The following is a 14,916-nucleotide window of genomic DNA, read 5'->3' on the forward strand; positions in this document are numbered from 1 at the left end:
AGCGCCTCATGACAATGGAACACTCGCGATCTCGTCGCAGCCTGATCAAGGCACTTGGGGTACCTGCGCTGTTGGGCCTCTGCCCGCTAAATGTGCGCGCACAAAGCTTTCCCTCGCAACCCATCACCTTGATCTGTCCCTTTGGTGCCGGCGGATCTGTTGATCAGTACATGCGCGTACTGTCCCAAACAGCATCCCGGCATTTTGGCCAGAGCATCGTCATCGACAACAAGCCCGGCGCGGGCGGGGCCTTGTCTGCCGCCATACTATCCAAGGTGCGCCCCGACGGTTATACCCTGGGTATGCTCTCGAGCTCGGCGTTTCGTGCGCCGTGGCTCGAACCGAAAATGGCCTTTTCGCCATTGACTGACTTTTCGTACATCATCGGCATGACGAGCCTTGAGTTCTGCGCTGTTGTGCGTGCGGACTCGCCAATCAAGTCTTTTGCGCAGTTCATGGCAATCGGCAAGGAAAAACCTGGCTCCATCCAGTATGCGGCGGGCGACCCCACAACGTCTGTGCCCATTACCATGGTGTCGATCCAGAAGAAGTACGGCGTTGCGTTTCAGCATATCCCATACAAGAGCGGCGCCGACATGGCAGTGGCGTTGATTGGCGGACATGTCGACGCGGTCATCGATTCTGTTGGGACATACGTCCCCTACATCAGGAGTGGCCAGCTACGTCTGCTGAGCGCATTGGGGGAGACGCGATTCAAGGCATGGCCTGACGTGCCCACTGCGCGGGAGCAGGGATACGACGTGGTTCTCAGTTCCCCATTGGGTCTTGCAGGTCCAGTCGGATTGCCCACCGATATCGTGCAACGCTTGCACGAGGGTTTTCACCGGGCGATGCAGGAGCCGGAAATCATCGCCGTACTCAATACTCTGAATCAGCCGGAATGGTATCGAAATCCTGCGGCATTCGAGGCCTATGCGCATGCCGCTTATAAAGAATCTGGCGATCTGCTCAAGAATGCAGGACTGATTTAACCAAACCGAATACGACATAGACAGACGAAAGAATGACGACTCCCTTCCCCCTCATTGAAATTTCAGGCTCACCCGAACAACGCGGCAAGCAATATGGCAAGCAAGCCGCCGACCGCATCTATAAAGGTATAGAACACTACACGGGCCAGCTCGAACGCCTCTGCCTGACACGCGCTGTCCTTGAGTCCATTGTTCGTGATTACTTGCCCGTCATGGAAAAGTTCGATGCCAACCATGTCATTGAACTTAGAGGCATCGCAACAGGTGCCGACATTTCGTTCGAAGACGTGGTGCTGCTTAACGCCAGAACGGAAATCCTGAAACTTGCGACCTATCCGGCCCTGCGCGAATCTCTGATCGGCGCAGGCGACCTGGATGGTTGCACAGGTCTGGTTGTACTGCCCGAAGCGTCGGCCGACGGGCAGATTATTCATGCCCAGAATTGGGACTGGAAAATGGAGTGTGCCGAGACGGCCGTCGTCTTGCGCATACGCAGGGACGACGGGCCCGACATCCTGACATTCACCGAAGCTGGGGCGCTGGCGCGCTCGGGCCTCAACAGTGCAGGAATATCGCTGACGGCCAATTATTTGGAGTCAAGCATCGACTACCAGAAGGTGGGTGTGCCGCTACCTCTGATTCGTCGCAGAATTCTGGAGAATGAGCATTACGCACTCGCTATCCATGCCACCTATCTAACGCCGAAATCAGGATCGAACAACATAATATTGGGTCACGAAGGGGGGATTGCCATCAATTTCGAGTGTGCGCCTGACGAGACATTCGTGACGTATGCGCAGCGCGGTCTGATCGTGCATGCAAATCACTGGCAGAGCCAGGTTGCCTTGGGCAAGTTCAAGGATGTTGGCATTGCCACGACACCAGACTCCTTATATCGCGACCTGCGGGTGCGTTCACTTCTGGAGCCGCATCTGGGCCAGATCGACGTGGCGAGGGTGAAGGCAGCCTTGCTCGACGATTTCGCGACGCCGTGGGCGGTTTGCCGGCCTCCGCGCCTGAATCTTGCCAGCAATCTGAGCGCTACTGTGGCAACGGTGGTGATGCGACCGGTTGACCGGGCGATGGAGATTGCCGCGCTTCCCGCCCTGGATCCCACGTTCACGTCGTATGGTTTCAGCGATTAACCTGATCACGAGGAGCATCATGCCTTTAGCTTATCCCAAGGTAACCCGTAGTCCCCATGTGGGTTCGGACAGTCTGCAAGCGTCCGCCTGGCCAGAAAATGCGCGGTGCGTGGTGGCGTTCACCGTGGATTTCGATGGAACCGGTAATGAGGTAGGCAAGGGGCTGGAGCCTTTTGGCGCCCACTCCGCTGGACGCTACTCTGCTCGGCGCGGTATTGCGCGCCATCTTGATATGCTCGAACGGCTCGCCATACCCGCGACGTTTTTCGTGCCAGGCTACGATGCAGAATGCTCTCCGGAAGCCGTTCGAAGCATCGCACAGGCGGGTCATGAAATCGGTGCGCATGGCTATGTGCACGAAGGGATGTTGCTCGAGCCCGAGGAAGAAGTTCGTCGTCTGACACTTACGCACACGATCCTGAGCGACCTGCTTGGCGTATCACCGCGCGGTTGGCGTTCACCGTCGGGACAGAAAACCGGCGTCACGCTTCCTACGCTGAAAAGCCTGGGCTATTGCTACGACAGCAGTGACAAGGATGCCGATTCGCCCTATATGCTCGATATCGGTGGCGAACAATCCATGGTCGAGATTCCTAACAACACCTATAGCCTTGATGACTTTCCTTTCTTCAATTTTTCGATGACGCCTGTCTCCGAGGTCATTGATCAATGGAAGCGTGAGTTCGACTTGCGCTATTCGGAAGGCGGGTTCTTTATGTTGACGGTACATCCTCGATCGGGTTGGGGCTCGGGCACGCCGAGCCGTACGAACGCCATTGAGGAAACCTTGCGCCATATTCAGCGACATCGCGACGTCCACTTCACCCGGTTGATTGACCTGTATGAGCATATCAACCAGACGCCCCATTGTTTTGACGAGGTTCGGATATGAGTTTGCAAGCTAAATTGGCGCGTTGCCCCGTAGTGATCGGCGTCAACGTGGATACGGAATCCCTGGATGCGGCGAATGCAGGGAAAGGTGGGCTTTTCGGACGTCATTCTTATGGACGCTACGGTGCTCGAGAAGGAGTCTGGCGCATGCTCGATGAGTTTTCGCATGCGGGAGTTCACGTCACCTTTTTCATGGTCCCCGAAGACGCACAGCGGCACTTGCACATCGTTGATGCAGTCCTCAAGCAGGGTCACGAAATTGCGGTACGCGGCAAAGTACAGGCGGAAGTGGGGGGAGCGTCGTTCCTCGAGTCACTGGAGCAAGACCGGGACATGCTGCAGCAGATAACGGGCCACCGGCCCGTGGGGTGGCGCGCGGCTAATGGTTTGGTGACTGAGAAAACGCTTCCCGCATTGGCGGATTTGGGCTATCTGTACGACAGCAGTGCCCAAGACGACGACGTGCCTTATGTCATGCGTGGGCTTTCGGGGTCAACATTGGTTGAATTGCCGGTGTTCGATTATTTGACCGATGCCACTTTCTATACGCACCGCCACACCGATGCTCGAGTCCGTAAAGCCTGGGTAGAGGAGGCCGATGCCCAATACAACGCGGGCGGATATATCAACCTTACCTTGCACACTCGCGGTGATGTCGGCTCATCCCGGTTACCGCGCGTGCAGATAGTGGGCGATTTCATCCGGACAATGGCAAGTCGTCCTGATGTTGAGTTTTATCGTGCTGCGGATCTGGCTGATGCATGGAGGGAAGCTCGCACTGACACCGAGGCGTTCCCTACACGTAGGGCGCCGCAGATATAGTGGTATGGTCCTCGAGGATCGGTCTAGCTTTTGGAGGAAATCTGGACTTCCCGCCAGCAAGAACCCGAGGATGATGAGTGGAATACCTGTCATGCGGTCAGTGTTTGGAAATCTTTGTGGGCCTATGGCAATTCCACATTATCGGCCTCGTCGATCCGTCCACTAGATCTTGGTCTGATTCTTCCGTAGTCATAGCGAGAGTTAGAAACCTCATACCTCGTTCCGGTAATGGCTGTTTTCAGAAATGCCTTGAGTGATTGCAATTGAGACGGCTGGAAGTCTTCACGGAGGGGATAGCCCTTAGGATTCGCCTTTCGCTTAAGCCAAACTGAGCCGAAGTAGAAGGCACCGAGTATTGGGACGATAGTACCTAACGCGAGCGGCGCTTCTAGACGCAGTGACTCATTAGGGATCGCAAGCCGAGTTGACATAAGGGTCTGTCCTGAATGTGGTTCATATTTTTCGTCATATCTTTTGTTTTACATTTCTGGACTAAACGATCTATAATTTGCCAATGCTCAGCACAAACAATTTATCTGACCGACAGAGAGGGCGCCCCCGCGAATTTAACCCTGACCAGGCGATCGAACGAGCAATGCAGATCTTCTGGACGAAGGGCTATCAAGGCACATCTCTGCCGGATCTCATGGGGGCGACGAAGCTTTCCCGAGGTAGCCTGTACGCAGCCTTTGGTGACAAGCACGGGCTCTTCCTTCTGGCCCTCGATCGCTACATCAGTCAAGCGCTCGAGCGACTGGACGAAGAGCTTGCTTCTGGCCGCAATGCCCTCGAGGGACTCAAGGAATGCATGGACGGCTATGTCGCGCGTACCGACGGCGCTGCTGGACAGCGCGGCTGCTTAGTGGTGGCTACTGCTATGGAGCTCGCGGCTTGGGATCAGGAAATTTCGCAGCGGATTGCCCATTTTTTTAAAGCGATGGAGGCGCGTTTGATCAAGGCCTTGGCGCGTGCGAAAGAAGAGGGCAGTTTGGCCAAGAATGTCGACCCGACCGCGACAGCTCACATGCTGGTTTGCTTCCTCGAGGGCTTACGTGTTGTTCGCAAGATCAAGGCCGAGCCGCAAAGAGCCAGGGCGGCCGTACAAATGCTTATTAGCAGCCTCGTAGCCTGATCACCGAAGATTAAGGCGCGAGGCGTTTATTTTTGATTAATTTTAGACCGAATGGTTTATAAATGAATGCTATTCATATCGCGGCAGCTTTGCTTGTACCGCTGCTGTGGGGCCTCCAATATGTGGTCATCAAAGCCGGGCTCACGGTGCTGCCACCGCTGCTTTTCGCTGGCCTGCGATTCGCTGTAATCGCGGCGATTCTCATCCCTTTTATTGGGCGTATTCGAAGGCAGGATATTGGGGTCGTCTTCTTGATCTCTCTTTTCATGGGAGGCGTGAACTTCGCTGGTGCCTTCATCGGGTTGACCCAAGCACCGGCGGGCATCGCCGGAATTGCCAATCAGCTTTGGACCCCTTTCACACTGATGCTTGCTTGGCCCATGCTGGGCGAGAGACCTTCTGCTCGCGTGATGCTCGGCGTCGGTATTGCACTGTGTGGTGTCGCATTTGCCGTTGTCGATCCCGGCTTGAACGTTCCGGCTATTCCGATGTTCTTTATCGTTGTCTCCGCGATTGGATTGGCGATTGGAAATGTGCTTGCTAAGAAATTCGGCCCGTTCGATCCAGTGAGGCTTTTTGCCTGGATGTCATTTTTCACAGCGTTCCAGCTTCTGGGACTGTCGCTGATCGTGGAGAGCGGTCAGATGCAAGCTTTGCAAAGCGCATCTAGCTCAGAGTGGCTGGCTTTTGCCTTCACCGTCATGCTCGGCGGCATCGTGGCATTCATCACATGGTTTTGGTTGATTGCTCGGTTCTCAATGGCTCAAGTCGCGCCCTATGCCTTACTTCAATCTTTCTTCGCCATTGGCGCTGGTGTTGCTTTCAGGCATGAGCCAATCACCCCGATGCTGATCTTGGGCGCAGTTATTTGTGTTTCGGGTGTCGCACTCAGTCAGTGGCCAATATCCCTTCGAAAGCACATACGAGCTATGGGATAAGGCGCGGTGAACAAGGCTAGATGCCACCACCGCATGTTTAATGCCAATCAAAGGAATCAATGATGGCGAAATTCGTTCTAGTTCACGGCGCCTTTCAAGGCGGGTGGGTTTACGCAAGGGTCGCCCGAAAGCTTCGCGAAGCGGGACACGATGTCTACACGCCTACGCTGACGGGTCTGGGAGAGCGGGCTCACTTAGCCGATCGGGCGATCAATCTGGACACGCATATTCAGGACATTGTGAACGTATTCAAATACGAGGATCTTTCCGACGCCATATTATGTGGTCATTCGTACGGTGGACTGGTTATCACTGGCGTGGCGCATGAGATTGGAGAGCGCATCCGCACGCTCTTCTATCTAGATGCCTATGCGCCAGCAGATGGACAGTCCCTCGTCGATATCACAGGTGACCAAACAGCGCTGGCTTTCTTCGCGCAGGCAAATCGGAATGGCGGAATGATCCCCCCGATTCCCGCTGCGGTATTTAACGTGAATGAAGCAGACGCGGTCAGGGTCGACTCAATGTCGGTGTCGCAGCCGCTGGCTACCTTCGTGCAAGGGGTGAAAGCAGGGGTGGATTCAGCGCCGGTTGCCAATCGGACTTACGTGTTCGCAACAAAGAACGGTGGGGATTGGTTTGTGCAAACACATGCCCGCTTGAAATCCGATCCCCGGTGGATCGTCCATGAGATCCCATGTGGGCACTCCATCATGCTGGATCGGCCGGCAGATTTGGCGGCATTGCTATTGGCCGAAGCGCCAGAATGATGTTGCACTGGTTGTGAACCTTCGGTAGGTTGTGTCTGCGTTGAACATACCCGTCACTCGCTCTGGCAATAGGCTTCCAATCGGTGATCTGCTTCGGGTACACACCGTGCGGCTTGGTTAATTCATCCAATGTCGTCTCGTGGCGGATGGCTGGCCAGCAAGGCGGCGCAACGTTCTCGCACGAAACTATGCAATTGGTTGATTGCGGTCGTCAGCTGTGAACGGTGGGCGCAGATCAGGTGCAACGGCGCGGGCTCGCAATGCGCTGGGGGGAACAACTCCACCAGCCGCCCCGCCTTCAGATCGTCGATGAGGTCCAGTCGCGATTTGTAGACCAGGCCTTCCCCGGCAATGGCCCAGCGGCGCACCGCATCGGCATCGTCGCTGATGCGGTTGCCCGTGACCGCCACGGTGCGCTCGCCGCCGGGCAAGGTGAAGCGCCAGCGCTCGTGGACCTGTTCGCTCCATACGTACCGAAGGCAGTTGTGCCGCCGCAGGTCGTCGGGCTTGGCCGGTGCGCCGTGTCGCTCGATGTAGGCCGGTGAGGCGCACAACGCACGCCGGTTGTCGCCGGCCAGAGCCAGGGCCAGAAGCGATGAATCGGGCAACGTGCCGTAGCGTACGACGGCATCCAGCGGCTGGCGGATAAGGTCGGCGGCGCGGTCGCTTATTTTCAGGTGTAGCGACAGACCTGGGTGCTGGCGTTGGAAGTCGTCCAACCACGGCAGCAGTACGTTGCGTCCAAAGTCGGAGGGCATCGATAGCCTCAGCGGGCCGGTCAATGCCGATCGGCCGTCAGCCAAGGCCTGTTCGCCTTGCTCGCGCGCGCCCAACATGATCCGCGCGTGCGGCAGGTAGCGCTCGCCGGCCTCTGACAGTTGCATGCTGCGGGTCGAGCGCGTGAACAAACGGGTATCCAGGGCCTTCTCGAGCCGTTGCACAGAAGCGCTCGCCAGCCCTGGCGCGATGTTCAGCTGACGTGCTGCTTCCGAGAAACTGCCGGCGTCTGCCGTGCTCACAAAGATCTGAACGTCATCAAGTCGAATGATTTTCATCGAATCAAAGAAAGTGTTTTGGTTTTCATCCAGTTTATCCGCAAATTGAAGAAAGTTAGCATGAGGCTCTTTCATCCCCAACAGCCAATGGCCTTCCGGGATCTGGTCATCGTCCATTTTCAAAGGAGTTTTCTCATGAAGGCCATCGGCTTTTCTCAAAACCACCCCATCAGCAACCCGCAGGCCCTGCAAGACATCGAGGTGCCCACCCCCGAACTGCGTGACTACGACCTGCTGATCGAAGTCAAAGCGGTATCGGTCAACCCGGTTGATACCAAGGTCCGACTCGGTGGCGACATTCCTGCGAGTGGATCTCGCATCCTCGGCTGGGACGCCGCAGGCATCGTTCGTGCCACAGGAGCGCGGACGACGCGCTTCAAGCAAGGTGATCGCGTGTGGTACGCCGGTGACATCACGCGGCCGGGCAGCAATAGCGAACTACAGGCCGTGGACGAGCGCATCGTCGGACCAATGCCAACCTCGCTAGATTTCGCCGAAGCTGCATCGCTGCCGCTGACGGCCATCACCGCCTGGGAGTTGTTGTTCGACCGTCTGCGTGTCCAGGCGGCCGACCCGACCGACAACAATGTACTGCTGATCATCGGCGCGGCAGGCGGCGTCGGCTCCATCCTGACCCAATTGGCGCGCACGCTGACGGGCATGACCGTTATCGGCACCGCTTCGCGAGCAGAGACGCGTCAGTGGGTTGTAGAGCATGGCGCGCATCACGTGATTGATCACCGCCAGCCCTGGGCGCCGCAATTGGCCGAGCTCGGCATCCAGCACGTCACTCATGTCGTCGGTCTCAATCAAAGCGCCGCCTATGTTCCGCAGATCGCAGCCGTGCTGCGTCCCGAGGGCCAGTTCGCGCTCATCGACGACCCGGTGGATCTGGATATCGGACCATTCAAAGGCAAGTCTATTTCAATCCACTGGGAGCTGATGTTCACCCGAGCCATGTTCACCACCGCCACCATCAGTCGCCAACATGCCTTGTTGCGCCGCGTGGCCGAATTGGTTGATCGGGGAGACATCAAGCACACCCTGACTCAGCGTATCGACGGTATCAACGCGGCGAGCCTGATACAAGCGCATGCCCTGGTCGAGGCCGGAAACATGATCGGCAAAGTCGTGATTGCCAACTCCTGAAACTGACTGGAAAAGAAGCACGCATATGACTCAGAAAATTATCGATACGGCAACGATCCGCCTGGATGCCGCACAAGCATTGCTGGCAGAAGCGCGCCGCGCCTGTGCCGCACGGGGATTCGCTGCGACCATCGCCATCACCGATGCAGGGGGTCACCTGCGTGCTTTTGAGCGCGCAGATACGGCGCCTTTTCTCACCGTCGGTGTTGCCACTGACAAGGCCTGGACGGCTGCCTCGTTTGGCATGACTACGCATCAATGGAACCAGTACATGGCGGACCCCACCGTGGCGGGGCTGGCCCATCATCCGCGCATGACACCGGTGGGCGGTGGCGTGCCCATCATTCATGAAGGGCGCCTCGTGGGTGGCATCGGTATCTCTGGCGGAACCTCTGTCCAGGACCACGAGGCTGCCGAGGAGGCTTTGCGTAACGCCGGTTTTCTGTCAGGAGCCCACTCATGTCCATGAAGTCGTCTCGTTTTTTCGCATCTACACTCGTCATTTCGGTTGCAGCAGCAAGCCAGGCCAGCTTCGCCACCGAATTCACATCATTGCCTGCAAATGCTCCGGCAGATAAAACCATTGGGCAGCTCGACCAAGTGTTCGCCTTCCATGACGCGATGCCCACCGGTGTCACCGTTACCGATAACGGACGCATCTTTGTCAACTACCCGAAATGGGGAGACGATGTGGCGTTCACCGTCGGCGAAATCCGTGAGGGTCAGGTCTTTCCTTACCCCGATGCCGCGTTCAACCGCGAAGATACCAAAGATCCCGCCAAAGGCCTGATCAGCGTGCAGAGCGTGGTTGCCGATGGCAAGGGCCGCGTCTGGCTGCTAGATACCGCAGCCCCCGGTTTTGCGGCCCCGAAGGCAGGCGGCGCGAAACTGGTGGCGGTGGATCTGGCCAGCAATAAGGTCGTCAAAACCCTAGTATTCCCGGCTAGCATAATGCTGGCTAGCACCTATGTGAATGACATGCGCTTTGATTTCCGCATCGGCAAGGAAGGCGTGGTATATGTCACTGACTCATCCATCTCCGGCCCTGGCGCCATCATCGTGATGGACATCGCCAGCGGCAAAGCCGTACGGCGCCTGAATGGTGACAAATCGACCTCTCCGGATCCGAATTTCATCCCTGTGGTGGAGGGGCAGCAGGCACTCATCACCAAGGGCCCGGACGGCAAACCGAAGACACTGACCGTGGCATCCGATGGCATTGCGCTGTCTGCCGATGGTAAGACATTGTATTTCTGCCCTTTGTCCAGCCGCCATCTGTACGCCGTGCCTACCGCGCTGCTGCGGGATCCGAACGTCAGCGAGGCCCAACTGGCGGCCGCGGTGAAAGATCTGGGTGAAAAAGGTGCCTCCGATGGCCTTGAAGCTGACGCCAACGGTGCCGTATACGCTGGTGATTACGAACATAACAGCATCCGCAAGCGATTGGCTGATGGCAGCTGGCAGACCATCGTCCACGATCCCCGGATTTTGTGGCCAGACACACTGTCGATCGGGCCTGACGGTTACCTGTACTTCATCGCCAACCAACTCCAACGTCAGGCAGGATTCCATGATGGCAAGGATCTGCGCGACAAACCCTACAGCCTGCTGCGCGTGAAAATCGACGCCGCGCCAGCTCCAACCTGAGTTGGTGTGTGAGGGGGCTTTTCAGGCATTCGAGCAGGTTACGCAGGCAGCAGAAATTTACGGCGCGGTCCCGGTCGAAGGCGCGGCGCGCCACACGCTTGCCAGCCATGGTTGTTGGTCCCTGGGCAAACCGGCGGGGCGGTAGTAGTGCGTGATTTCAGTGAAGCCGGCGTGTTCCACATAGCGGCGCCACATGTCGATGTCGTGATATGCACCGTAGCGGCCGCGATTCCAGCCTTCCTCGTTGGCGCCGCGAGGGTTGGAAGTGAACAGGACGCCGCCCGTTCTCAGAGCGGCACGCAGATCGGCGAGCACGCGCGGCAGCTCCTGGCTAGGCACATGAAACAGCGATGCGTTGGCGTAGATGCCGTCGAAGGTGGCGGTCGGTAGATTCAGCGCCAGAAAGTCCTGATGCCATACCTCGCAGCCTGAAGCCTCTCTCGCCATCTCTGCGAACCGGCTTGCGCCCTCCAGTCCGATGGCATGATGGCCGCGCGCCGCGAAGGCGCGCAGGTCCCGTCCCGGGCCACAGCCGAAATCCAGGATGCGATACGGTGGCGGGCCCTGGATATTGTCCAGCAGTGCAGCGATGTTCTGGCTGACGTCATGATCGAGCGTGCCGGCGCGGAATTCCTCGGCGCGATCTTCGTAATGGCGCAGTGTCTGTTGTGAGATTCGGTTCAGCTCTTCGGCACTCAGGGGCATGCGGGGCCTCACGGTAGAAAGGGGACGTGAGGCAATTGTTGCACGACTGGCTAGGCGAGGTTGGTTGGATCACCGCGCAGCTCCACTATCCCGCCTTTTTCATAAACTGGCGAAGCGCGCCGAGCCAGATTGCGAAGCCTTTGTTTTCGAAATGGTTGATGAGCTTGTCGTAATCCTCGGTTGCGCAGTCGAATGTCGCCCACCATTCAACGAATGCCTTTTGACTATCGGTGACAGGAGTTACCCGGATCGTCGCCGAATAATTGCGGGCAGGCATCGGTGGCTGGCTGCAGAAGGCATAACTGTAGGAGCGCTCCGTATCGGAATGGGCGAGCAAGATTTGTCGGATGGTGCTGTCGTGGGTGACGACACGTCGAATGCTGCCTACTTGATCGCCTTTCCTTCCGTCTTCGATGGTCGTCTCGCTTGGTACGCCGGCCCAGCCGTAATGGTCGAACGGTCGAATGACAGACCAGACTTCGTCGGCAGAGTGATCGAGTACGGTACTGTAGTAAGCCTTTGCCATTGATGTTTCTCCGGATCGTTAGGAACACCTCGACGATGAGGCGTCCCGCGCCTTTCGAGAAATCCGTTTTTTGCTTTTCAATTTGCCTTGATTCGTATCGGGCCACTATTGCGCGATACTTTAGGCGAAAGAGTCCGGGTAGACGTGATCGAGTGCGCAGGGCACGCCCTTGTGCCAGAGCAGTCGGCTGCAGTCCGGGAGGCGTTACGACGTTGGGTCATCGCCTGGTCGGTGGCCATGGCTCGGGTATCATTGGCGGCGCGGGCAAGGCCGCGAGCCGGACACCGGCCCCGCGACTCAATACCAGGAGATTGCGATGTTCCCGATGGAAGTTCTCATTACTTACCTGTTTGCCTGTGGAATCATCGTGGTCTCGCCCGGTCCGGACAACATCTTGGCGTTGAGCCGCGGCCTGAGTCAGGGCAGTGCGGCCGCCGCCGTCTCGTCTTTCGGTGCGGCCGGGGGCATCATGGTGCACACGCTGGCAGCCACCTTCGGTCTGTCGCTGCTGATGCAGACCTCGGAAATGTTGTTCTGGACGATCAAGCTTGCCGGCGGCGCCTATCTGATCTATCTAGGCGTGAAGGCATTGCGCGCCAAAAATCTCATCACGATCCGCAAGGCCGATCACCTGCCTTTGCGTAAGGTCCTGGCGGTCGGATTCTTCTCCAACGTTCTCAACCCGAAGCCCGGACTGTTCGTTCTGGCCTTTCTGCCGCAGTTCGCTGACAGCGCCCGCGGGTCAGTCCAGATTCAGATGCTGGTCTATGGCGGTATCTTCGCCGCCTTGACCTTCGTCGTGTTCTCGTTGGTCGGGACATTCGCGGCCAAGCTCTCGGGCTGGCTGGTGTCCCGTCCCGCCGTCGCCGCCAGGCTCAATGCCGGCGCTGGGCTGACGCTGATCGGCGCCGGCGTGTTGGTGCTGACGCTGCGTTCCGGTACGAGTCGCTGATAGCGGCCGGACGGGGTTAAATTGTCTTCCCGTACATTCCTGGTGCTTGGATCTGTCGGCACTATCTATCGGCTCATCGTTCGCGATAATTCGTCAGAAACGCCCTCGAACTTGGACGCCAGAAAGTTCACCAGCGCACGCACGCGGACGGGCACGAAGCGTCCGCTGGGTAGTAGTGCGTGAAGCGGGTAGCTGTCGATTTGCCACTCAGTCAGCAAACGCACCAGTCGGCCGTCCGCCATTTCCTGCCGCTGCTCGATAGGCGATTTGAGCAGAATGCCGGCACCCGCAATGGCCCATTGCCGAGCGAGCGATGCGTCGTCCACACTGCGGTCGCCGTTCACGCGCACCTCCGTCCATTGGCCGTCGCGCGCAAAACGCCACGTGCGGTGCGGCTTACCGGCGCGGTCGTATGCCAGACAGTTGTGCTGGGTGAGTTCCATCGGAGTTCGTGGAATAGGATGCCGCGCCAAGTAGCTGGGCGCCGCTACAACCACTGGCACGGCGAGCACCAGGCGGCGTGCCACTAGCCGGGAATCAACGAGATTGCCATAGCGGATCGCTAGATCCACCTCATCGCGCACCACGTCCAGCGTACGGTCACCGACCGACAGTGCGAGTTGCACCCCCGGGTGCGCTTCCATGAACTCGTCGAACCAGGGCAACATGGTGGAGCGCGCTAGATCAGAGGGTGCCGCTACGCGAATCAGGCCAACCAAGCCAGCACGGTCTGCCGTCGCTTGCGCCTCGCCCTCTGCCACAAGATCGAGCGCTCGGCGAGCATAGTCCAGCAGTGTCTGGCCAGGGGCCGTCAGCCGCATTGCCCGTGTGGATCGCTCAAAGAGCCGCACCCCGAGTTGGGTTTCCAGTCGCTTCAGCGTAGCGCTGGCTGCCGCCGGCGTGATCCCCAGCACGCCGGCTGCGCCAGTGAGGCTACCGGTACGCGCGGTTTGTACCAAGACGCGTAAGTCGCCAATATTTTCAATAATCATTTGAAAATCATTCAATTTATTTGATCTTCTCAATTTTAAATTGAATTTGTACAGTGCTGCCTATTGACTCTCTTCATAACGGACCTGCCATGAAAGCCATCGGATACCGCCGTAATCTGCCTATCACCCATGCTGACGCGCTCGAAGACGTTGAATTGCCTATCCCCACGCCCAAACCGCGCGACTTACTGGTGCGAGTTGGCGCTGTTTCTGTCAACCCGGTCGATACCAAAATCCGCCGGGCCCGCAAACCGGCCGAAGGCGAGGTTGAGGTATTGGGGTGGGACGCTGTCGGTATTGTTGAAGCCGTGGGCGACAAGGTGTCACAGTTCAACGTCGGTGACCGCGTCTACTACGCCGGTGCCATCAACCGTCCAGGTGCGAACAGCGAACTGCATGTGGTGGACGAACGCATCGCCGCGCGTGCGCCTCAATCGCTGGACGATGCCGCGGCCGTCGCGTTGCCACTGACCGCCATCACCGCCTATGAACTGCTGTTTGACCGTTTGCGCATCGCCAAGGGTGGGGGGGCCGGGCAAGCGCTGCTGGTCGTGGGCGGTGCAGGCGGCGTGGGTTCGATCCTGATTCAACTTGCTCGCCAGCTCACGCAGCTCAGAATCATTGCAACCGCCTCGCGGCCTGAGACGCGCCAGTGGTGCCTGGATTTGGGCGCTCATGCTGTGATCGACCATCGTCAACCGTTGTTCTCCGGATTGAAGGCCGCAGGTGTCGAACAAGTCGACTTCGTGGCGGCGCTTACTCAGACCGCGCAGCACTACGAACAGATCATTGAAAGTCTTAAGCCCCAAGGTGCACTGGCGGTGATCGACGATATGGACAGCCTCGACGCCATGAAGCTCAAGAGCAAGTCCATCTCGCTGCATTGGGAGTTGATGTTTACTCGATCGATGTACGAGACGCCCGACATGGGCGAGCAAGGCCGGCTGCTAGGCGAAGTGGCTGAGTTGGTGGACGCCGGTCGTATCCGTAGCACCGCGAATAATCACCTTGGCGCTATCAACGCCGAGAATCTGCGCCGCGCCCACGCCCTCATCGAGAGCGGCAAGGCACAAGGGAAAGTGGTGTTGACGGGTTTTTGACCAAGGAAAAGCCCCGCTAACTCGCATCGCTATCCATCCACCCAAGCTTCAGACAAACTCAAAAGACACCCAATTACCGTGCGAGTGGGCTATGGCGAGT

General features: G+C 57.9%; 16 protein-coding genes. 12 read left to right on the forward strand and 4 right to left on the reverse strand.

Annotated elements, in window-relative coordinates; genetic code table 11:
- Nucleotides 1-8: 8 nt before the first annotated feature.
- From ACYVDM_RS20755 to ACYVDM_RS20785, 7 genes are all read left to right on the forward strand, one after another.
- A complete protein-coding gene (locus tag ACYVDM_RS20755; RefSeq protein ID WP_415788390.1) occupies nucleotides 9-992 on the forward strand; it encodes a Bug family tripartite tricarboxylate transporter substrate binding protein in 984 nt (327 codons plus the stop codon).
- Nucleotides 993-1,024: 32 nt separating this feature from the next.
- The gene (locus ACYVDM_RS20760) at nucleotides 1,025-2,137 is read left to right on the forward strand and encodes a C45 family autoproteolytic acyltransferase/hydolase (protein ID WP_415788392.1); all 1,113 of its coding nucleotides are present in this window, start codon (nucleotides 1,025-1,027) and stop codon (nucleotides 2,135-2,137) included.
- 19 nt (nucleotides 2,138-2,156) lie between these two features.
- A complete protein-coding gene (locus ACYVDM_RS20765; protein WP_415788394.1) occupies nucleotides 2,157-3,029 on the forward strand; it encodes a polysaccharide deacetylase family protein in 873 nt (290 codons plus the stop codon).
- Nucleotides 3,026-3,850, forward strand: a complete 825-nt coding sequence (locus ACYVDM_RS20770) for a polysaccharide deacetylase family protein (RefSeq protein ID WP_415788396.1) — start codon at nucleotides 3,026-3,028, stop codon at nucleotides 3,848-3,850. The genes ACYVDM_RS20765 and ACYVDM_RS20770 overlap by 4 nt, the downstream gene beginning before the upstream one ends.
- A gap of 595 nt (nucleotides 3,851-4,445) precedes the next feature.
- The gene (locus ACYVDM_RS20775) at nucleotides 4,446-4,982 is read left to right on the forward strand and encodes a TetR/AcrR family transcriptional regulator (protein WP_415788398.1); all 537 of its coding nucleotides are present in this window, start codon (nucleotides 4,446-4,448) and stop codon (nucleotides 4,980-4,982) included.
- 62 nt (nucleotides 4,983-5,044) lie between these two features.
- Nucleotides 5,045-5,920, forward strand: coding sequence for a DMT family transporter (locus ACYVDM_RS20780; RefSeq protein ID WP_415788400.1), 876 nt, complete (start codon nucleotides 5,045-5,047; stop codon nucleotides 5,918-5,920).
- 62 nt (nucleotides 5,921-5,982) lie between these two features.
- Nucleotides 5,983-6,690 carry an alpha/beta fold hydrolase gene (locus ACYVDM_RS20785; RefSeq protein ID WP_460475448.1) on the forward strand — a complete coding sequence of 236 codons (708 nt, stop codon included), beginning with the start codon at nucleotides 5,983-5,985 and terminating at the stop codon, nucleotides 6,688-6,690.
- 122 nt (nucleotides 6,691-6,812) lie between these two features.
- On the opposite strand, the gene ACYVDM_RS20790 is transcribed toward ACYVDM_RS20785, so the two are convergent.
- Nucleotides 6,813-7,739 carry a LysR family transcriptional regulator gene (locus tag ACYVDM_RS20790; protein ID WP_415788888.1) on the reverse strand — a complete coding sequence of 309 codons (927 nt, stop codon included), beginning with the start codon at nucleotides 7,737-7,739 and terminating at the stop codon, nucleotides 6,813-6,815.
- 141 nt (nucleotides 7,740-7,880) lie between these two features.
- Between ACYVDM_RS20790 and ACYVDM_RS20795 the strand changes: the two genes are divergently transcribed.
- Genes ACYVDM_RS20795 through ACYVDM_RS20805 form a run of 3 tightly spaced genes read left to right on the forward strand, consistent with a single transcriptional unit; the run spans nucleotide 7,881 to nucleotide 10,541 of the window.
- Entirely contained in the window at nucleotides 7,881-8,894 is a 1,014-nt protein-coding gene (locus ACYVDM_RS20795) for a zinc-binding alcohol dehydrogenase family protein (protein WP_415788403.1), read from the forward strand.
- A gap of 25 nt (nucleotides 8,895-8,919) precedes the next feature.
- Nucleotides 8,920-9,363 (forward strand): GlcG/HbpS family heme-binding protein, encoded by a 444-nt coding sequence (locus ACYVDM_RS20800; RefSeq protein ID WP_415788405.1) that lies wholly within the window; start codon nucleotides 8,920-8,922, stop codon nucleotides 9,361-9,363.
- Entirely contained in the window at nucleotides 9,354-10,541 is a 1,188-nt protein-coding gene (locus tag ACYVDM_RS20805; protein WP_415788407.1) for an L-dopachrome tautomerase-related protein, read from the forward strand. The genes ACYVDM_RS20800 and ACYVDM_RS20805 overlap by 10 nt, the downstream gene beginning before the upstream one ends.
- 57 nt (nucleotides 10,542-10,598) lie before the next feature.
- Here the strand turns inward: ACYVDM_RS20805 and ACYVDM_RS20810 are convergent, their stop codons facing one another.
- Nucleotides 10,599-11,246 carry a class I SAM-dependent methyltransferase gene (locus tag ACYVDM_RS20810; protein ID WP_415788409.1) on the reverse strand — a complete coding sequence of 216 codons (648 nt, stop codon included), beginning with the start codon at nucleotides 11,244-11,246 and terminating at the stop codon, nucleotides 10,599-10,601.
- A gap of 85 nt (nucleotides 11,247-11,331) precedes the next feature.
- A complete protein-coding gene (locus ACYVDM_RS20815) occupies nucleotides 11,332-11,772 on the reverse strand; it encodes an SRPBCC family protein (RefSeq protein ID WP_415788411.1) in 441 nt (146 codons plus the stop codon).
- A gap of 325 nt (nucleotides 11,773-12,097) precedes the next feature.
- Here ACYVDM_RS20815 and ACYVDM_RS20820 point away from each other — a divergent pair, with 325 nt between their 5' ends.
- The gene (locus ACYVDM_RS20820) at nucleotides 12,098-12,724 is read left to right on the forward strand and encodes a LysE family translocator (RefSeq protein ID WP_460475449.1); all 627 of its coding nucleotides are present in this window, start codon (nucleotides 12,098-12,100) and stop codon (nucleotides 12,722-12,724) included.
- Nucleotides 12,725-12,789: 65 nt separating this feature from the next.
- Here the strand turns inward: ACYVDM_RS20820 and ACYVDM_RS20825 are convergent, their stop codons facing one another.
- Nucleotides 12,790-13,716 carry a LysR family transcriptional regulator gene (locus ACYVDM_RS20825; protein WP_415788415.1) on the reverse strand — a complete coding sequence of 309 codons (927 nt, stop codon included), beginning with the start codon at nucleotides 13,714-13,716 and terminating at the stop codon, nucleotides 12,790-12,792.
- 89 nt (nucleotides 13,717-13,805) lie between these two features.
- Between ACYVDM_RS20825 and ACYVDM_RS20830 the strand changes: the two genes are divergently transcribed.
- Nucleotides 13,806-14,816: a zinc-binding alcohol dehydrogenase family protein gene (locus tag ACYVDM_RS20830; protein ID WP_460475451.1), complete on the forward strand. Its 1,011-nt coding sequence runs from the start codon at nucleotides 13,806-13,808 to the stop codon at nucleotides 14,814-14,816.
- Nucleotides 14,817-14,916 lie beyond the last annotated feature (100 nt).

Source organism: Bordetella tumulicola (genome assembly GCF_054779135.1).